Raw genomic sequence first — 18,829 nt, forward strand, 5'->3', positions numbered from 1 at the left:
CCCCCCCCCCCCCCCCGCCCCCCCCCCCCCCCCCCGCCCCCCCCCCCCCCCCCCCCGGCGGGGCGGGGCCCCCCCCCCCCCCCCCCCCCCCCCCCCCCCCCACTGCGCGACGGTGTCGGGCTTAGTGCGCAAACAGCGAGTTGCCCTTCTGCCCCGCGAGTTTTTCAGGCTTGATCAGGAACCGTGCCAGCGCCGGCAGCAGCCACAGCGCGCCGAACATGTTCCACAGCAGCATGAAGGTCAGCATCAGGCCCATGTCGGCCTGGAACTTGATGGCCGAGAAAATCCAGGTGCACACGCCGATGGCCAGGCACAAGCCGGTGAACAGCACGGCTTTGCCGGTCGACTTGAGGGTTTGGTAGTAGGCCTCTTGCAGTGGCAGGCCGGCGCGCAGGAAGCTTTCCAGACGGCTGTAGATGTAAATGCCGTAGTCCACGCCAATCCCCACGCCCAGCGCCACCACCGGCAGGGTCGCGACCTTGACGCCGATACCCATGAACGCCATCAACGCGTTGCCCAGCACCGAGGTCAGCACCAGCGGCAGCACGATGCACAGGGTGGCGGCCCACGAGCGGAAGGTGATCATGCACATGGTCGCCACGCACAGGTACACCAGGATGAGGATGGTCAGTTCCGATTCCTTGATCACCTCGTTGGTCGCCGCTTCGATCCCGGCGTTGCCGGCGGCGAGGATGAATTCCAGGCCGTCCTTGTTGTTTTCCTTGGCGAAGTCCTGCACCGCATGCACCGCGCGGTCGAGGGTTTCGGCCTTGTGGTCGTTGAGGAACACCAGCACCGGCGCGAGCGAGCAATTGTTGTTGTACAGGCCGTCGGCACGGGCGATGGAGTTGTTCAGCACGTCGGGGTTGCGCGACAGGGTTTCCCATTTCAGGTTGCCCTCGTTCATGCCCTTGATCATCTGCTTGGACACGGTCACCAACGAGATCGCCGATTGCACGCCTTCGGTGTTCTGCATCTTCCACATCAACTGGTCGATGGGCGCCATGGCTTCATAGCGCGAGCAGCCTTCGGCACGGGTCTTGACCATTACCACCAGCACGTCGGAGCTGGTGGAGTAGTTGTTGATGATGAAGTTGTTGTCTTTGTTGTAGCGCGAGTCCGGGCGCAGTTCCGGTGCGCCCTGGTCGAGGTCGCCGATTTTCAGGTTCTGGCTGTACCAGAGGCCGCCACCGAAGGCGATCAGCGCCAGCAGGATGGACACCGGCGCGACTTTGGCGCTGGCGAATTTGGACAGCAGGCGCCAGAACGGGTGTTCGCGGTGCGCGTCCTTTTTGCTCTTGGCGATGGCGCGTTTACTGATGCCTACGTAGGAGATCGCCACCGGCAGCAGGATCAGGTTGGTGAACACGATCACCGCCACGCCAATGGAGGCGCCGATGGCCAGCTCGCGGATCACGCCGATGTCGATGATCAGCAAGGTGATAAAGCCCACCGCGTCGGCGAGAATCGCGATCATCCCCGGCAAAAACAATTGCCGGAACGTGCGTCGGGCGGCGGTCAGCGCGTTGTCCGCCTCACTGGATTGCAAGGCAATGCCGTTGATCTTCTGCACGCCGTGGGAAATACCGATGGCGAAGATCAGGAACGGCACCAGCATCGAATACGGGTCGAGGCCGAAACCGAAGAAGTGCATCAGGCCGAGCTGCCACACCACCGCCACCAGCGTGGTGCTCAACACCGCGACGGTGCTGCGCAGGCAGTTGGTGAACCACAGCAGCAGAATCAGGGTGATGACGAATGCGATGCCGAAGAACATCACCACCATGACCAGGCCGTCGATCAGGTCGCCGACCTTCTTGGCAAACCCGACGATGTGAATCTTGACGTTGGGGTTTTGCGCTTCGAACTTGTCGCGGATCTTGTCTTCAAGTTCGTGGGAAAACTTGCGGTAGTCCAGGGCCAGCAACTTGCCCTGGTCCTGCGGGTCCGGGTAGGACTCCAGCAGCGGAATGTCGACAATGCTCGACTTGAAGTCGTTGGCCACCAGGCGCCCCACCTGGCCGGACTTGAGCACGTTGTTGCGCAACTGGTCGAGGCTTTCCGGCGAGCCGTTGTAGCTCTGCGGGATCACTTCGCCGCCGGCAAAACCTTCCTCGGTGACCTCGGTCCAGCGCACGCTGGGGCTCCACAGCGACTTGAGGCCCGAGCGGTCAACGCCGGAGATGTAGAACACCTCGTCGTTGATCTGGCGCAGGGTCTCCATGTACTCCTTCGTGAAGATGTCACCGTCCTTGGCCTCCACGGAGATGCGCACCGTATTGCCCAGGTTGGCCAGGTCGTTGCGGTGCTCCATCATCTTTTCGATGAAGGGGTGTTTGAGCGGGATCATCTTTTCAAAACTGGTGGAGGGGCGAATCAACGTCGCCTGCCAGAACAGAAAAATGCTCACCAGCAGGCAGATGACGATCACTGCCGGGCGATTGTTGAAGATCAGGCGCTCAAGAAAGGTCGCTTTATCGTTGTGATGACTGCTCATTGAAACCCCGCCTTCTTATTATTTTGAGAGCTCTGCACCGGCGGCGGAGGCCACACGCACGCCACCCTGCCCGACCAGAATCAAGTTGCCGTTGCCCGCCGCGGTGACCGCCGAGAGTGAAATGCGGTCCGGGCGATTGAACACCCTGAAGGTCTGCCCGTCGTCATGGCTGATCACCACGCTGCCACCGTTGCCGACCACCACCAGCGAACCGTCGTCGAGCAACGTGGCGCCGGACAAGCCGAATTCCAGGGCACCCCGCGCCGCGTTCAGCTCAACCTGTTCCCAGGTGCTGCCAAAATCTGTGGAGCGGTAGAGATTGCCGCGCAGGCCATAGGCCAACAGGGTGTGGGGTTGAGCGGTACTGATCACGCCAAACAGCGAGCCCTGATACGGGCCTTCGAGCTTTTCCCAGGTCTGGCCGTCGTCACTGGAGCGGAACATGCTGCCCTGCTCGCCGACGATAAACAGCCCGGCGTCCTTGATAGAGGCGATGGCGTTGAGGTGGAACTGGTCTTCGTTGTCGAGGCGGTCGCTGACGTCTTCCCAGGTTTTGCCGCCGTCGGTGGTTTCGATCAACGCACCGTAGGCGCCCACGGCCAGGCCGTGCTCGGCATCCTTGAACCAGATGTCGAGCAAGGGGGCTTCGCGTTTGAGGTCTTGGTATTGCTGGGTCCAGGTGGCGCCGCCATCGGCGCTTGCAAGAATCTGTGCGTCGTGGCCGACAGCCCAGCCGTGTTTTTCATCGATGAAAAACACCGCCGTGAGCAGTTGCCGAGTCGGCACTTGGGCTTGGGTCCAGGTGCTGCCCTGGTCATCGGAATAGAGGATGTGCCCGCGGTCACCGACTGCCACCAGACGGGAGCCGGCGTGCACCACGTCGATCATCAGGCCTTTGGCGGCCTTGGGGGATTGAATCGCAAATGCCGGCGGTGCGCCGGTTTCATCGGCTGCCAGCACGGGTGTCGACAACACCCCCAGCAGCGAGAGCGCTGTAGCCAGCATCGCAACCTTGCGGGCGACGCGCGGGCGGCAAACAACCCAACCCATGACAGGCTCACTCATAGACCTTTCTCCCGATTTATTATTGTTAGGTCGTCTTGCCTTGCCGGCCTCTGAAACCTGCAATCTAGAGCGCCTGAAGGAAGCAGGGGCCATCCTATCGGGCTTTCGAATCGTCTGACAATCGGCGCTACGTTATCTTTTGTTAACTGGCGGGCGATGACGATGGGCTGAATATGAGTGCATTAGCCAGGCTGATTAATGAATATTTATTCCATCTATTGAATTTAGAGAATATTTATTCCATTAATACACGTCCTGAAAACAATAATCCAAAGGACCACCGCTATGCGTGAACTCGGAATCGGCCTGATCGGCACGGGCTTCATGGGGCGCGCCCATGCCTTGGCGTTCAACAATGCCCGCGCGGTATTCGAACTGCCGGTACACCTCAACCTGGCCGCCCTGGCCGATGCCGACACCGAACGCGCACAGCGTTGCGCTAGCGCCTGGGGGTTTGCCCAGGCCCACGGCGACTGGCAGGCGCTGATCAATGACCCCAAGGTCGATGTCGTGGCCATCACCACGCCCAATCACTTGCATTACCCCATGGCCATGGCAGCGATTGCAGCGGGCAAGGCGGTGTATTGCGAAAAACCGCTGGCCGTCAGCCTGCCGCAGGCCGAGGCCATGCGCCGCGCCGCGAGTGCGGCCGGCGTGGTCACGCGGGTGGGCTACAACTACCAGCACAACCCGATGATCAGCCTGGCGCGGCAGATGATTGCCGATGGCGAACTGGGCGAAATCATCAGTTTCCAGGGCGAGTTCAGCGAAGATTTCATGGCCGACCCGGCCTCACCGTGGTCGTGGCGCTGTGACGTGGCCCATGCCGGCGGCGCCCTGGCGGATTTGGGCAGTCATTTGCTGTCGATGGCGCGCTATCTGGTAGGTGAGGTGCACAGCGTGTGCGCCGACACCCAGACCGTCCATGCCCAACGCCCGGTCGTCAGCGGCAGCAGCGACTGTAAACCCATCGCGGTGGACGACCAGGTGCACGCACTCTTGCGCTTTGCCAATGGCGCGCGCGGCACGGTGAGCAGCAGCTGGCTCAAGCACGGCTACAAGAACCACCTGAGTTTTGAAATCAGCGGTACGCGAGGCACGCTGGCGTTCGATCAGGAGCGCTTGAATGAACTGCGGGTGTGTCGGCTCGGCCAGGACGGATTCCAACGGTTGCTGGCCGGCCCTGCCCTGCCCGGCTATGCCGCGTTCAGCCCGGCGGCCGGGCATCAACTGGGGTACAACGAGTTGAAGACGCTGGAAGTGCACGAATTGATCATGGCGCTGGCGGGGCAAGGCGCGGCGGGCACTGACTTTGAAGCGGCATGGGCGGTTGAGCAGTTGGCAACGGCGATTCGTGTGGCGGCCCGTGAAGAGCGTTGGGTTGTGGTGGGTGAGGTGTGAGCGCGGGGACTTGGTTTGGCCGGGGGGGGTGTCCATTGTTTAACGGGGCGCCTAAGGTCAAAAGCAGAGCACGGCGGCCTGACAGCCGACCTGACCTTGAAGGCGGAACTCAATCAAAGGTGGGAGCGGGCTTGCTCGCGAAAGCGGTGGGCCAGTGATACATGAGCTGACTGACCTACCGCCTTCGCGGGCAAGCCCGCTCCCACAGTTGGGTCTCTGTGCATCAGGTAGAGGGGTGGCGTGTGTACTCGGTCAAAGGTGGGAGCTGGCTTGCCTGCGATGGCATCAACCCGGTGTACCTGATACACCACGGTGCCTGCATCGCAGGCAAGCCCGCTTCCACCATAAAGCCGCTCTGCTTGTGCTTGCCCCCCTCAAGTCGGCTACTGGGCATTGGCAAAAACTGAGCGAAAACAGGGAGCAACGCACACCCAACATGCCTCGATCATCAGATCACGAACCGCGCCACCATCGCGTTCAAATCCACCGCCAGGCGCGATAGCTCGTGGCTGGCGGCGCTGGTCTGGTTGGCGCCGGCTGCCGACTGAGTCGCCAGGTCGCGGATGTTGATCAGGTTGCGGTCCACCTCGCGGGACACTTGGGCCTGCTCTTCAGAAGCACTGGCGATGACCAGGTTGCGCTCGTTGATCAAACTGATCGACTGCGTAATCTGCTCCAGCGCCACACCGGCGGCACGGGCCATTTCCAGGGTGCTTTGGGTGCGCTGATTGCTTTGTTGCATCGACTGCACCGCTTCGCCGGTACCCGTCTGAATGCCGGCGACCATTTTCTCGATTTCCTGGGTCGACTGCGCGGTGCGATGCGCCAGCGCCCGCACTTCATCGGCCACCACCGCAAAGCCACGCCCGGCTTCACCGGCGCGTGCCGCCTCAATCGCTGCGTTGAGCGCCAGCAGGTTGGTCTGTTCGGCAATCGCGCGGATCACGTCCAGCACCTTGCCGATGTCACGGCCCTGCGTCGCCAGGCCTTCGATCATCACCGAGGTGGTTTGTACGTCCTGGGTCATGGTCTGAATCGCGCCGACTGTCTCCACCACACGGTCACGGCCTTCGCGCGCCGCCTGGTTGGACTGGCTGGACGCTTCAGAGGTGGACACCGCATTGCGCGCCACCTCTTCCACGGCGGCGGTCATTTCGTTGACGGCGGTGGCGGCCTGGTCGATTTCGTTGTTTTGTTGTTGCAGGCCTCTGGAGGCTTCCTCGGTGACGGCGCTCAGTTCTTCGGCAGCAGAGGCCAGTTGCGTGGCCGAACCGGCAATGTGCTGGATGGTCTGGCGCAGGTGGGTCTGCATCGCGGACAAAGCGCCAAGCAGGCGGGCCGGTTCATCCTTGCCAGCATCTTCGACGAGCGTGGTCAGGTTGCCGCTCGCGATGGTTTCGGCCACTTGCACCGCTTTGCGCAGCGGCGCAACGATGCTGCGGGTCAGCAGCCAGGCGAGTAACACCGTCATCAACGCCGCCACCACCGAAACGATGATGATGCCGCTGACGGCCTGTTGGTAGCTGCCTTCAGCGTCCCGGCCGGCCTGGTCGGCATCGACGCTGTTGATGGCGATCAGTTTGTTCAGCTGCTCGCCCATCAGATCCGTACCGTCCTTGATCCGCGTATTGATGAGGCTGCGCATTTCCTCGACTTTGTTCTGCTGCGACAGCGACATCATCTCGGCCTGCGCCGCGAAGTAATTGTCGAGGGTCGCGGCGAAGGCTTTGTACAGCGCTGCCTCTTCCGGGCCTGCCGGCATGACCGCGTAAGCACGCTGGGCCTGCTTGACCTTGTCGACCAACACCGCTACACGGGTCTTGGCCTCCTCAAGGGCCGCAGGCTCACGGTTGATCAATATCCGGAACGACAGGATGCGCAAGCGCAGGACGTTTTCCGTCATGTTGCCGAGAAATTTCATGCTGGGTAATTGGATGGTCCCCATGTCCAGGGAAGACTGGCGAATCTGTGTCATGCGGTTAACGGCAAATACGCCGAGGATCACGACCAGCAACGCAATGAACGCAAAACCGAGGAACGCGCGCGGGGCAATATTCAGATTACGTAGGGACATAGGGCTGCTCTCGAGAAAGAGTGGGCGAGCGTCCCTGCCGCGACACGATCAGTGGGCGTCAACGCACCGCTCTGATCTTTGGGCACCACTGTTGTAAGAGTTGTGTGGGCTTGAATACGGTATCGGCAGGTGCCGGGATCTAATGCAGGGTGTATCGAAAAATTTTTACACACTTCTGACGGCCGGCACTTTCTGGCATCCTGCGCCCCCCTTTCCCTACCGGGCCTGTATTTTGTCTGACGCTCAAACCCCTCGCCCCCGCTATAAATCCGACCTGATCTACGGCCTGGAAGATCGCCCGCACTTCACCGCGGCGATTTTTGCCGCATTGCAGCATGTGCTCGCCAGTTTCGTCGGCATCATCACCCCCACCTTGATCGTCGGCGGCGTGCTGGGCCTTGAAAGCGAAGTGCCGTACCTGGTGAGCATGGCGCTGTTCGTGTCCGGGCTCGGCACGTTTGTGCAGGCGCGCACATTCGGCCCGGTCGGTTCGGGTCTGTTGTGCCTGCAGGGCACCAGCTTTTCGTTTATCAGCGTGATTCTCAGCGCCGGTTTTATGGTCAAGGCCCGGGGCGGCGGCACCGATGAAATTCTGTCGACGCTCTTTGGTATCTGCTTTTTCGCAGCCTTTATCGAAGTGGTGCTGAGCCAGTTCATCGGCAAGCTGCGCAAGCTGATCACGCCGGTGGTAACCGGCACCATCATTACCTTGATGGGCTTGTCGCTGATCAAAGTGGCGGTTACCGATATGGCCGGCGGTTATGGCGCCAGCGATTTGGGCGCGGCCGGCAACATGGGCCTGGCGGCGCTGGTTCTGCTGACCATTGTGGTCCTCAACCGCTTCAGCAACCCGTTCCTGCGCCTGGGTTCAATCGTGATCGGCCTGACGCTGGGTTTTGTAGTGGCCTGGTGCATGGGCCGTGTCGATCTGGCAGCACTGCCTCACGTGCCGCTGATCAGCGTGCCGGTGCCGTTCAAGTATGGGTTCTCGTTTGATTGGGTGGCGTTTATCCCGGTGGCGGTGATCTTCCTGATTTCGCCTTTGGAAGCTGCTGGCGACTTGACTGCCAACTCGATGATTTCGCAACAACCGGTCAAAGGCCCGCTGTATATCAAACGCATCAAGTCGGGCCTGCTGGCCGACGGCCTCAACTCGGCCATGGCCGCCACGTTCAACAGCCTGCCGATGGTGACCTTCGCGCAGAATAACGGGGTGATCCAGTTGACCGGCGTGGCCAGCCGCTATGTGGCGTACTTCATCGCCGGCCTGCTGGTGCTGCTGGGGTTGTTCCCGATGATCGGCGCAGTGCTGCAACTGATGCCCAAGCCGGTGCTCGGCGGCGCCACCCTGATCATGTTCGGCACGGTGGCCGTGGCCGGAATCAAGATTCTGGCCGAAGCCGGGCTGCACCGACGCAATGTGCTGATCGTGGCGATTTCCCTGGGCATGGGCCTGGGCGTGGCCGCCGTACCGGAAGTGCTGCGCGACCTGCCCAAGGCGCTGCACAACATCTTCGAGTCGCCAATCACGGTGGGCGCGTTCTGTGCAATTCTGCTGAACATTTTCCTGCCCGAAGAGTTCATAGAGCTGGAAGAAGATGAATTTGATCCGGAGTCCTCTACCCTCAAGGTCATGCAGGACCCGGACGTCACGAAATAGGAGCACCTTTTTATGCGCAAGCTCATGGTTCTATCGTTACTGCTGCTGACCTTGAGCGCCTGCGCGCTGTTCCCCAATCGCGACCCGGTCAACATCAGCGTGGTCGGCATCGAGCCGCTGCAAAGCCAGGACCTGGAAGTACGATTCGCCGTGAAACTGCGGGTGCAAAACCCCAATGACACGGCGATCGACTACAGCGGCGTAGCCCTGGACCTGGACGTCAATGGTCGGCCGTTGGCGTCGGGGGTCAGTGACCAGTCGGGCTCGATCCCACGGTTTTCTGAAACCGTGCTGATGGTGCCGGTGAGCGTTTCGGCGTTTTCCGTGTTGCGCCAGACCCTGGGCCTGAGCCAGACCCAGAGCTTGAACAACCTGCCCTATGTGCTGCGCGGCAAACTGGCGGGTGGCCTGTTTGGCACCCTGCGTTTTGTCGAGCGCGGCACGCTGGACCTGCCGAACACGGCGACCTGGTGATGGCCCGCCAACCGGTACTGTTTACCCAACGACTGATCCTGCGCCCGCTGGTGCTCGCGGATGCCGAGGCTATCCAGCAGCAGTTCGCGCATTGGGACGTGGTGCGCTACCTCAACGCCGACGTGCCTTGGCCCTACCCGGCCGATGGCGCGCGCTGCTACCTGGAACAGGTCGCCTTGCCGGCGATGGCGCGGGGCGAACAGTGGCATTGGTCAATCCGCCTCAAAAGTGCGCCGGAGCAGTTGATCGGCAATATCAGCCTGATGGACGAAGAGGACGATAACCGCGGTTTCTGGCTGGGCCCGCAATGGCAAGGCCAGGGCTTGATGACCGAAGCCAGCGCGGCGGTGACCGAGTATTGGTTCGAGGTACTCAAGCGCCCCGTGCTGCGTGTGCCCAAGGCCGCGCCCAATATAGGCTCGCGGCGGATATCCGAGCGCACCGGCATGCGCTTGATCAGGTCGCAGGAAGGTCGGTTTGTGGAAGGCACCTTCGCGCGGGATATTTGGGAAATGACCCGCGAAGAGTGGCTCAACACACTACCTGCCACGCGGTAGGCGCCGGGCTTGCCGGCACCTGCGCCTTGGCCGGCTTCACTCGGTGAGGGTGCGCACACCCGGTTTGGCGCGCTCATCCACGACCAGCTCAAACACATCCGGCCGAGCGTAATGCCCCACCACGTCATAGTCATAACGTGCCCGGACGAGGTCATCGGTATTGATCTGCGCGGTCAATAACCCGGCCTCTCCCACCAACGGCCCGGCCAGAACATCGCCCATCGGCCCGATAATCACACTGCCGCCCGCGATCAACGCACGGTCTGACGGCCAATTGGCCACCTGCACGCCAAGCGCCGCAGGCGAGGCCTGCACCTGGCAAGCGCTGACCACAAAGCAACGCCCTTCATGGGCAACATGGCGCATGCTCACCTGCCACATTTCGCGCTCATCCACGGTCGGCGCGCACCATACCTCCACGCCCTTGGCATACATCGCGGTGCGCAGCAGCGGCATCATGTTTTCCCAGCACACCGCACCACCGATGCGGCCTACGGCAGTGTCGATCACCGGCAAGGTCGAACCATCGCCCGTGCCCCAGATCAACCGCTCGGTACCGGTGGGCATCAGCTTGCGGTGTTTGGCAACCAGCCCGCCATTGGGCTCGAAATACAGCACCGTGCAATACAACGTGCTGCCACTGCGCTCGATCACGCCGAGTACCAGGCTGGCACCGGTGCGGGCAGACAACCCGGCCAGCGCTTGCGTCTCGACGCCCGGCACGTCGATCGCATTGGCAAAATAGCGTGCAAAGGCTTCGCGCCCCTCCGGCAGGCGATAACCCAGCTGCGTGCCGAAGCTCTCGCCCTTGGGATAGCCGCCCAGCAAGGCTTCAGGCATCACCACCAATTGCGCACCGCTGCGCTTAATCTCGTGTTCATAGCTCAGGATTTGCGCCAGGGTTTGCGCTTTGCCTTCCGGCAAGGCACCGATTTGCAAGGCAGCCACGGTAGAAACGGGCATCACGATCACTCCAGATAAGGGGGGTTGCCCATTCTCCGGCCAGCCGCGATCATGAATAAAGCCCACTTCAGTGCTGAATGATATGAGCCAAATGAATATCGCCCAGGTTGACTTGAACCTGCTGAAAACCTTCGAAGCCCTGCACGACGAGTCCAGTGCCAGCCGCGCCGCCTTGCGCCTGGGCGTCACCCAGTCGGCGATCAGCGCAGGCCTGCGGCGTTTGCGCGACGTGTATGGCGACCAATTGTTTGTGCGCACCGGCCGTGGCCTGGCGCCGACGTTGCGCGCCAATCAGCTCAAACCGGTGATCAGCGAAGCGCTGGACCGCTGCCGACAAAGCCTGGCCATGGTCCACCCGGACAACCATGACTATCACGGACGTTCAGTGGTCCTGGGGTTATCCGATGACTTCGAGATTGCTTACGCTCGTCGGTTGATGGAGGCCATCGCCGGCTGTGCGCCCAAGCTGCGGGTGATCTTCCGCCAGACCCACAGCCAGATCGTCGCCGCGGCCCTGCTCGACCGCAGCCTGGACCTGGCAATCACCGCAGGCGGGTTTGCCGAGCGCAGGCTGAGTCGACAAGTCGTGGGCGAAGGGGATTACCGCTGCCTGGTCGACCCGGACAGCCTGGCGCCCAGCCAGCACGCTATCAGCCTGGATGAGTTCGTCGCGCGCGAACATGTGCTGGTGTCGTCGGGCGGGTTTATCGGGATCACCGATGAAGGGTTGGCGGCGCAAGGGTTGAGCCGCCAGGTGTGCGCGTCCACCAGCCACTTTGCCGCGCTGCCGTTTCTGCTCAAGGGCAGCACGGCGGTGGCGACGATACCCGGGCATGCGGCCCAGGCCATTGCGCAGATGACCGGCTTGCGGGTACTGCCCTGCCCGTTGGCGCTGCCGTTTTACCCGGTAGAACTGGGCTGGCGCACCCAAGCGCAGCTTGACCCGCTGTTGCTCAAGGTCCGCGAGGCGATTGTGGCGTGTTTTATTTCGCCGCGGCCATCAGCTTGTTGACTTCGCTGCGCACCATGTTGGAAAACTCCGGCGGCGACATGCCGTCGAGTTCTGCCCGCACCCATTCAGCCCACTTGCCCTTGCGCTTGGCGCGCTCGCCGAACAAACGCGCCGCTTCGCCCTTGGCCTTGCCCAGGTTGGTCTGCCACAGGTCGTAGAGGCGTGACTTTTCATCTTCCAGCTCGGCGCGTTCGGCGAGGGTTTTATTGGCGAGATTGAAGCTCATGTGGAATTACCTGCTGCATAAATAGGCGACATCTTACACTGTAGGTCGAAATTTCCTGATTCGGATTTTGCCCAAAAACAGGCCCCGGCAAAAAAACTGCAACTTTTGCCGCCGCCCGACACTCCATTGTTCACTGTCACATTCACCTGCAAGGAGTCACACAATGGCCCGCAAATCTGCCGCCCAAGCTGTCGAAGATCAAATCAAGGATCAAGCTTTCAGTGAACTGACGGCGTTGATCGAAGAGTCGGACAAACTGCTCAAGAGCAGCGCCTCCCTGGTAGGCGAAGAAGGCGAAACCCTGCGCGAACAGGTCGCCATCAAACTCAAGCAAGCGCTGGAGTCGGTGTCCAACGTGCGCGAGCGCAGCAAGCCGGTGGTCGACGCGACCGAAACCTACATCGGTGGCCATCCATGGCAGACCGTGGCCATCTCCGCAGGTTTCGGCCTGGTGGTGGGGTTGTTGCTGGGTCGCCGTAACTGATACACCGTACCTGATGCATGGGGGGCTGCGCCGTTGGCGCAGCCCCTTTTTTACGTCTCCAGCAAGGCCTGCAAGCGCGCCAACTCTTGCGCTTCCAGCTCAATACCTTGTTGCTGCGATTTCGCCCGTGTGCGGTGACGTCGATCCCCCGGTAAGCGCCGCAACCCCGCCGCATGCATCTGCCGCACCAGTTCCTGGCTGCGTTCGGCGAAGTTTTGTCCGGCCGTCTTGCTCGGGTCGATGACGATCAGCAATTGCCCGGTCCAGGGTGTCCGCGCGCCCGGATGATCGGCCCAGTTGAATTCAAACGAGAAATTGCCTCCCGTCAGCGCCGCCGCCAGCAACTCGACCATCATCGACAAGGCCGAGCCCTTGTGCCCGCCAAAGGGCAACAGCGCGCCGCCTTCGAGCACGGCTTTGGGGTCCTGGGTCGGCTGGCCGAGGCTGTCGACGCCCATGCCCGGCGGCAAGCGCTCGCCCTTGCGCGCGGCAATCTGCACGTCGCCGTGGGCGATGGCGCTGGTGGCCAGGTCGAAGACGATGGGCGAGCCGTCGGCGCGCGGTGCGGCGAAGGCGATGGGGTTGGTGCCGAACAGCGGCCGGTCGGCGCCGTGGGGCACCACGCAGGTCATGCTGTTGACCACGCTCAACGCCACCAGCCCTTCTTCGGCGAAGGGCTCGACATCCGGCCACAGCGCGGCAAAGTGATGTGAGTTGTGAATCGCCAGCAGTGCGATGCCGGCGCTGCGAGCTTTGTCTACCAACAGCGCGCGCGCCGCTTCAAGGGCCGGCTGGGCGAACCCGTTGCCGGCATCCACGCGCACGAAGCCGGACGCCACATCCGTGACCACGGGCGTGGCCTTGCCGTCGACCCACCCGCTGGCCAGCGTGCTTAGGTAACCGGGGATGCGGAAAATGCCGTGGCTGTGCGCACCGTCGCGCTCGGCGCTGGCGCAATTGCGTGCCAGGATCGAGGCGACCTGCGGTGAGGTGCCGTGCTTGACGAATATCGCCTGCAGCAATCCCACCAGGTCATTGAAACCGATGAATGCTGCAGGACTGTCAACGAGCGGGGACTGGGCAGACATCTGTAGCTCCGATTTTATAATTGGAAGAGACAACAAGAATCCAGACCGCCGATTAAACAACGCCTCCTGTGCCTGCTGTCAACGGGCGCTTGCGTTATCTACCGCCAAGCGTGCTGTGCGACCTCCTACTTTGGCGCTTGATGACCGCCGCGTGGAAGGAGAGCACCCCATGACGCACGTGACACCGCCGTACTTTTTCGATGAGTTCCTACAGACCGTCAAACGCAAAGCCCCGACTGCGCGAGAGCGCGCGCTGGGGTTTTCGGTCAAGGACCTGGATTGGCTGCACACGCTCTACTACGCCACTGATGCAGCGCGCCAGAACGAGGCGCTGCACGGCTACCCGATGAAGGTGGAACGGCTGCTGGCCACCGCTGAGGGCAAGCCCGCCATCGTGCTGGCCGGGGCGTTTATGATGAGCCCCACACCCGATGCCAGTAAGGCCGTGCTCTACAGCCCCTATGGCGGCCTGGAGCTGTTCGACAGCCGCGCCGACCTGCTCATGGACGTACAGGAGCGCCTGGCGCATCCGGCCAAGCGCGAAGAGTGGCTGCAGTTTGTGGCCATCGGCGAGCGTGATGCACTGCCGGTCAATCTGCACCTGACGGTGAGCACCGCCGTCATCCCGGGCGCGGTCATGGAAGACCAGGAGCAGGCCATCCTGGCCGGCCAACAAAAAAATGTGGCCGCGATGCTCGAGCAGTTACGCAAGCTCCCCAGCCTGCACTGGATGCTCGACACATTGCTCACCATCATGGCGCGAACCTGCTTTCCCGGCCTCAACCAGAGCGATACGCGGGTTAATTTTTTCAGCCAGGCCTCGACGGCAGCAGACCGTCGCTGGGTCGCCTCGATGCCACTGCGCGATGCGCTGCTGCAGTTTTACGTCAAGCAGGCCTGGCCCTCGGGGCAGACCCACACGTTCTTCAACGTCGGCCATGACACCCGCGCGTTTACCGGGGCGCAACTGGCCGAAGACCAGCAACGCTGGGACAGCCTCGTCGAACAAACCAGCAGCCTCCTTTCGAGCCTGTTGCACAGCCTGCTCCAGACCTACTGGAACGAAGACTTCGACGGCGGGCAATCACGCCTGCGGTTTTTTGCCCGGGTGATGAGTGACAAGTTTCGCGCCGACCTGTTGTTCAAACACCAGAATACGATCCTGAGCACTGAAGAAAGCCAGGCGCTGCGCGCCCTGTTTCTTTCGGACCAGGCTGCCCGCGCCACCTACGCCAGTAGCCTGAGCGTGGAAAAAGTGCGCGTTCACGCGCCCTATCATCAGACGGTGGAGCTGGCCAGCACCTTGCTGATCAGCTACACCCACGCTTATCTCTACACTCAGTCGCGCGGTCTGCAGGTACTCAAGGACATAAATGCCCTTAACGACACGCTGCGGGTCATGCTCAGGACCGCCGGGCATGAAGATGAGCTGCTCAACTTCGTCTCGCTGGATGAGCGCAGTCTGTTTGTCGGCACGGACCCGTTGCACGTCACGGGCCATCCTGTGGTCGGCAATGTCTTCGAGGAGATGATCGAAGACATCGCGGCCAAACAGTTCAACAACCTGGAACATGCGTTAGGCGTGTATCGGCGCGGCGCGGGCAGTATCGACCTGGCCGCTCTGCTCGACAGTGCGCTGGACGTGCGCACCCTGCTCGACAGCCGTCTGATGGAGCAGGAAACCGAAGGGCGCTGGAGCGTCCACCCCATCACCACGGGCAGTGGCCAGCCCGGCACGGTCATCGCGGAAAAGGCCAAGGCGCACTTGCAGCGGCTGCATGCGGTCAATGCGGCGCTGGTGCTCGAACGCAGCAAACACAGGCCGCTTCGTGAGCTGGCAGCCCACGCCCTGGAGGCAGAGTTGGCCAGCAGGCACCTGGCGCTGAGTGCCGACGCTATTGAGATCAACACCTACGCCACGACAGCACTGGAGCGCGAAGAGCGCCCACCGCAGACCTCATTGAACATGGTTGAACACTTCATCGCGCGGCTCGCCCGGCAGGCCAACGCCTTGACCGGCTCCAGCCGGAGCGGGTTTTACCAGCGGCGCAAAGGCGTCGCCTACCAGGCGCCGAGTTTGACCGTGGCCACGTTCAACGCGGTCATCGAGCGGGTCTTAAGCTCGTTTACGCAAGGCTTGCGCGCGCTGCCGCACCTGCTGGTGGACACTCACCCTGTGCATCTTGGCCAGGCAATGTTTCAGGGCCTCAGTGGCGAAGCTGAGCTGAGGCGCTTGTCCAAGACCTTGCCGCCGGCTCATCTCGGGCTGCTGGCCAGCGTGCTCAATGCCGACAGCATGGACAGGCTGACCCGCCACGGCCTGAACGGCTTTATACCGGATGCCTATGGCCTGACCTTGAAGGTCGGTACGCAGACCGCGCTGCAGCCCCTGGCCAATTGTTTTGTGCTGTCGGAACGCGGCGGCCTGGACGTTCTTCATTCCGGTGCGGCGCTGCTATGGACGGTGAGTCGCGGCTATGAGGCGTTTGATTCGATCCAGGCCTTGCGCGATGAATTGGGGCAACGCTTGCAAGATGAGCAGGCGCGCCTGCCCCTTGTCGAAAACCTGCCGGCGTCGAGGCGTGTGCCTCATCAACGCCTTCAATTGGGCCCGATGCAACGCATCGACGATCATTTGCTCAACAACCGTCAACAGTCCTACAACCAGTTCCTGTCGGGCGAGGTTGATCACCTGCTGTCGATGCCAGTGAGCGTACAACGCTTTCAGGACTGCATGGACGCGCTGATCCGGCGGGCGCCGCCGTCCAACCTGCAAAGGGCTGTCACGCTTACCCGCGCCCTGGTCAACCAGCAGGCGCTGCCGGTATGGCTGGGCATGGCGCAGCCGTCAGAGCAGATCCTGCATGCCGAACTGCTTGAACAATATCGCCTCAGTGCGCCGGACGAGCGTGACTATCTGCACAGCATCACGCCCTTGCGCGAACAGGTCATGAGCACGCTTTCAACCCTGCTCAATGCGCGCTTTCCCGGGCAGGTGGTCAACCCGGACAACATACTGATTCCTGCGCGTATCGAACGCGAAGGCACCATTCAAACGCTGACGGACTTCGCCCTGCGGCACCTGCCCGCGTTGCGCGCCGAGCAGATCCGCCCGACCTCACGGACTGCCACGCCGCTGCCGCCCACGCTGGACGGTAATGCCGTGGTGCAACTGGTTCGACAGCTGGACTTGAAAAGCCTTTACCAGCCATTGCTGACCGCTCACTTGGGCGGTCAAACCGAAGACACACGCCAGCGCCGTCACCTGTTCTGTCGGCAGTTGCCCTGGCAACTGCTGCAATACGCCCACGAACAAAAACTGGATGGGCGGCTGTCCGGCTCGGCCTGGAGTTTTATCCGGCAGGTGTTGGATATGCCCGACGCCGTGGCTCGCGCCGCCGTGCGCGGTGTGACGGCAACCATTCGCCCGCTGGAACTGATAGCCACCGAGGGTGCAGCCCTGGTCAAGGCCTTGGGTTGCTACCTGATCGGCCCGCACGCCGACGCCTCCGCCCCAGTGGTTTTGTACGCGCCCTACAGCCCCCAACATGTGTTGAGGGAATACGCGAATGAAGCCGCCCTGCTCGATGAATTCACTACGCCCGGGGCCTTGCAGGAGTGGATCGTGGGTCAGCTGGAAACGGCCCATCAGGCGACTTACCGCCATCTGCTGCAGCCGCATGGGCGTCAGCAGAACGCGGAGATTCGTCTGGGCTCATCACCCATCAGCGGTAACCTGCTCAACCGTCTGTTTGCCGACAACAGCGAGATGCTGAACCGGATGCTGAGCTGCCAGTTCACGCTTGCGGGCAAAACACAGTGGGAGGCGATCACCCGCCTGCTGACCAGCAAAATCCCCAAGACTCTGCAGTTGATGGCGGGCAAACTCACGTACCCGCTGGTGGTGTGGCGCAGCTACAAACTGTTCAAACTGTCTGCCGAAGACTTGCAGCAACACCGCTGGGCGCACGCCTTGAAAACTTTCGCGCTAGGCGTGGCCGAAATGGCCACCTTGCGCAAAAGCCTGGAGAGGGTTTTGCCCGATGCGCCAACCCCAGCGGAGCAACCGACGCTGGAGCAATGGCTCAAGGCCCCTGCCCCCACCGCGACCAGCCTGGCAGAGCAGGACCTGACGGCGCCGCGGCGTACGCACCTGCAAACCTTTGAACACCACGACACTGCCCTGGCCGACCTGACAAAAAGCGCCTACAGCCACGTGTACCACGATGACATCGGCGCCCTCAGCCTGGTGCCGCTGGCGGGCAAAGTCTACCCCGTGAAAAAAGCCGGTGAGCACTGGCGCATCAGCAACGGTGCACAGCAAGGCCCTTATTTGCAGCGCAACGCCCTGGGCGAGTGGGTGCTGGACCTTGACCGGCATCACCCGCGCTTTGGAAAAACCTTGAGCCGCTACGCAGGCAGGCTTTCCACCCGTGCAGCCGAGCGGGAAGCCATCAATATCGAGGCCGTGGGTTTGCGGGAAATCGCCGCGCTGTCCAGCTGGAAGGCGCACTGTATCGACGAAGCGCTCAACGTTGCGACCTACTATGCGGTCACCTGCAAGCGCAACATCGTCAATTTTGCGGTGCTGAGAGCCCCGAACAGTCGGGTCGGATGTTTTTTAAGTGAGCTGTTCGGCGTCATCACCATGACCGCTGAACAAATGCACAGGGTTGAAAGGCGAGTCGACGAAGTGCTCGATGAACTGGTCAATCCCACCCTGACCGCCCCCGACTCGATGCGTTTTGTCAGCGGTATCCACCGGTACAGCCCACACGACACCTTCGCCTTCGTCTTGCCCAACGACGCCGAAAAGAAGATCTACCTGCTGGACCGGTTCTTCGACCCACCCATGGACATCTATCAGAACCGCTTGATCGTGCCGTTCGACATTTCGGCGCACGCACGCGCGACGACGTTGATTCACGAGATAACGCACTTGATTTCCGCGACCGAAGACCTGGCCTACCTGGACACCATGCGACCGTTTACAGACCTGATCAATGTACACGTCAGCGGCGCGCCGTTGATGTTGATGGACCTTGCTCACCTGCGCGACACGGCGCTGTCAACCTTGACGCCGGCGACGATGCTGTTCAAGACCTGGGATGTGTTCAGCGAGCAATGGGAGGATTTTGGTGACCGTCCCTGGACCCGAGCCTTGAAGAATAAAGTGTTGAACACCACCGGTGCGCGGACGCTCAACGACGCCCGGGCGATCTTCATGAGCGACCCGGACAAACGCATCGACACCATTCTGGCGAATGCCGACTCGGTGACTTACTTGATCTGCCAACTGGGCCGAGCGCTGGATGCGGGAGCCTGAGC

13 protein-coding genes are annotated in these 18,829 nt (G+C 61.8%); 7 read left to right on the forward strand and 6 right to left on the reverse strand.

Annotation, left to right across the window (positions count from 1 at the left end; genetic code table 11):
- Positions 1–121 precede the first annotated feature (121 nt).
- A complete protein-coding gene (locus tag NTD89_RS00675; protein WP_106580502.1) occupies positions 122–2,497 on the reverse strand; it encodes an efflux RND transporter permease subunit in 2,376 nt (791 codons plus the stop codon).
- 18 nt (positions 2,498–2,515) lie between these two features.
- Positions 2,516–3,547: a WD40/YVTN/BNR-like repeat-containing protein gene (locus tag NTD89_RS00680; protein WP_262206144.1), complete on the reverse strand. Its 1,032-nt coding sequence runs from the start codon at positions 3,545–3,547 to the stop codon at positions 2,516–2,518.
- 300 nt (positions 3,548–3,847) lie between these two features.
- On the opposite strand from NTD89_RS00680, the gene NTD89_RS00685 reads away from it, so the two are divergent.
- Positions 3,848–4,963 (forward strand): Gfo/Idh/MocA family protein, encoded by a 1,116-nt coding sequence (locus tag NTD89_RS00685; protein ID WP_262206096.1) that lies wholly within the window; start codon positions 3,848–3,850, stop codon positions 4,961–4,963.
- A 448-nt stretch (positions 4,964–5,411) separates the two neighbouring features.
- On the opposite strand, the gene NTD89_RS00690 is transcribed toward NTD89_RS00685, so the two are convergent.
- The gene (locus tag NTD89_RS00690; protein ID WP_145165689.1) at positions 5,412–7,037 is read right to left on the reverse strand and encodes a methyl-accepting chemotaxis protein; all 1,626 of its coding nucleotides are present in this window, start codon (positions 7,035–7,037) and stop codon (positions 5,412–5,414) included.
- A 232-nt stretch (positions 7,038–7,269) separates the two neighbouring features.
- Here NTD89_RS00690 and NTD89_RS00695 point away from each other — a divergent pair, with 232 nt between their 5' ends.
- Genes NTD89_RS00695 through NTD89_RS00705 form a run of 3 tightly spaced genes read left to right on the forward strand, consistent with a single transcriptional unit; the run spans position 7,270 to position 9,728 of the window.
- Positions 7,270–8,697 (forward strand): nucleobase:cation symporter-2 family protein, encoded by a 1,428-nt coding sequence (locus NTD89_RS00695; RefSeq protein WP_262206097.1) that lies wholly within the window; start codon positions 7,270–7,272, stop codon positions 8,695–8,697.
- A gap of 12 nt (positions 8,698–8,709) precedes the next feature.
- On the forward strand, positions 8,710–9,171 hold the full coding sequence (locus NTD89_RS00700; RefSeq protein WP_145165691.1) for an LEA type 2 family protein: 462 nt from the start codon (positions 8,710–8,712) through the stop codon (positions 9,169–9,171).
- Positions 9,171–9,728 carry a GNAT family N-acetyltransferase gene (locus tag NTD89_RS00705; RefSeq protein WP_262206098.1) on the forward strand — a complete coding sequence of 186 codons (558 nt, stop codon included), beginning with the start codon at positions 9,171–9,173 and terminating at the stop codon, positions 9,726–9,728. Before NTD89_RS00700 ends, NTD89_RS00705 begins: the two co-directional genes overlap by 1 nt.
- A gap of 36 nt (positions 9,729–9,764) precedes the next feature.
- Here NTD89_RS00705 and NTD89_RS00710 read toward each other — a convergent pair whose 3' ends face one another.
- Positions 9,765–10,691 carry a carbon-nitrogen hydrolase family protein gene (locus NTD89_RS00710; protein ID WP_262206099.1) on the reverse strand — a complete coding sequence of 309 codons (927 nt, stop codon included), beginning with the start codon at positions 10,689–10,691 and terminating at the stop codon, positions 9,765–9,767.
- A gap of 91 nt (positions 10,692–10,782) precedes the next feature.
- On the opposite strand from NTD89_RS00710, the gene NTD89_RS00715 reads away from it, so the two are divergent.
- Complete coding sequence (locus tag NTD89_RS00715) at positions 10,783–11,703, forward strand: LysR family transcriptional regulator (protein WP_262206100.1); 921 nt, start codon at positions 10,783–10,785, stop codon at positions 11,701–11,703.
- On the opposite strand, the gene NTD89_RS00720 is transcribed toward NTD89_RS00715, so the two are convergent.
- Positions 11,675–11,929 carry a hypothetical protein gene (locus tag NTD89_RS00720; protein ID WP_003190904.1) on the reverse strand — a complete coding sequence of 85 codons (255 nt, stop codon included), beginning with the start codon at positions 11,927–11,929 and terminating at the stop codon, positions 11,675–11,677. The genes NTD89_RS00715 and NTD89_RS00720 overlap by 29 nt on opposite strands.
- 163 nt (positions 11,930–12,092) lie before the next feature.
- Here NTD89_RS00720 and NTD89_RS00725 point away from each other — a divergent pair, with 163 nt between their 5' ends.
- Positions 12,093–12,413, forward strand: coding sequence for a YqjD family protein (locus NTD89_RS00725; RefSeq protein ID WP_106579758.1), 321 nt, complete (start codon positions 12,093–12,095; stop codon positions 12,411–12,413).
- A 50-nt stretch (positions 12,414–12,463) separates the two neighbouring features.
- On the opposite strand, the gene NTD89_RS00730 is transcribed toward NTD89_RS00725, so the two are convergent.
- The gene (locus NTD89_RS00730) at positions 12,464–13,501 is read right to left on the reverse strand and encodes an Ldh family oxidoreductase (RefSeq protein WP_262206102.1); all 1,038 of its coding nucleotides are present in this window, start codon (positions 13,499–13,501) and stop codon (positions 12,464–12,466) included.
- Between the two features lie 169 nt (positions 13,502–13,670).
- On the opposite strand from NTD89_RS00730, the gene NTD89_RS00735 reads away from it, so the two are divergent.
- Positions 13,671–18,827, forward strand: coding sequence for a dermonecrotic toxin domain-containing protein (locus NTD89_RS00735; RefSeq protein ID WP_262206103.1), 5,157 nt, complete (start codon positions 13,671–13,673; stop codon positions 18,825–18,827).
- Positions 18,828–18,829: the final 2 nt, after the last annotated feature.

The sequence above is a fragment of the Pseudomonas sp. 14P_5.3_Bac1 genome (genome assembly GCF_025466135.1).
Taxonomy (GTDB): domain Bacteria; phylum Pseudomonadota; class Gammaproteobacteria; order Pseudomonadales; family Pseudomonadaceae; genus Aquipseudomonas.

Bases quoted from the DNA above. Each gene is read 5' to 3' on its own strand.
- NTD89_RS00705 (WP_262206098.1), top strand. From the start codon at position 9,171: ATGGCCCGCCAACCGGTACTGTTTACCCAACGACTGATCCTGCGCCCG.
- NTD89_RS00680 (WP_262206144.1), bottom strand. From the start codon at position 3,547: ATGGGTTGGGTTGTTTGCCGCCCGCGCGTCGCCCGCAAGGTTGCGATG.
- NTD89_RS00700 (WP_145165691.1), top strand. From the start codon at position 8,710: ATGCGCAAGCTCATGGTTCTATCGTTACTGCTGCTGACCTTGAGCGCC.
- NTD89_RS00730 (WP_262206102.1), bottom strand. From the start codon at position 13,501: ATGTCTGCCCAGTCCCCGCTCGTTGACAGTCCTGCAGCATTCATCGGT.
- NTD89_RS00720 (WP_003190904.1), bottom strand. From the start codon at position 11,929: ATGAGCTTCAATCTCGCCAATAAAACCCTCGCCGAACGCGCCGAGCTG.
- NTD89_RS00690 (WP_145165689.1), bottom strand. From the start codon at position 7,037: ATGTCCCTACGTAATCTGAATATTGCCCCGCGCGCGTTCCTCGGTTTT.
- NTD89_RS00710 (WP_262206099.1), bottom strand. From the start codon at position 10,691: ATGCCCGTTTCTACCGTGGCTGCCTTGCAAATCGGTGCCTTGCCGGAA.
- NTD89_RS00725 (WP_106579758.1), top strand. From the start codon at position 12,093: ATGGCCCGCAAATCTGCCGCCCAAGCTGTCGAAGATCAAATCAAGGAT.
- NTD89_RS00715 (WP_262206100.1), top strand. From the start codon at position 10,783: ATGAATATCGCCCAGGTTGACTTGAACCTGCTGAAAACCTTCGAAGCC.
- NTD89_RS00685 (WP_262206096.1), top strand. From the start codon at position 3,848: ATGCGTGAACTCGGAATCGGCCTGATCGGCACGGGCTTCATGGGGCGC.
- NTD89_RS00675 (WP_106580502.1), bottom strand. From the start codon at position 2,497: ATGAGCAGTCATCACAACGATAAAGCGACCTTTCTTGAGCGCCTGATC.
- NTD89_RS00735 (WP_262206103.1), top strand. From the start codon at position 13,671: ATGACGCACGTGACACCGCCGTACTTTTTCGATGAGTTCCTACAGACC.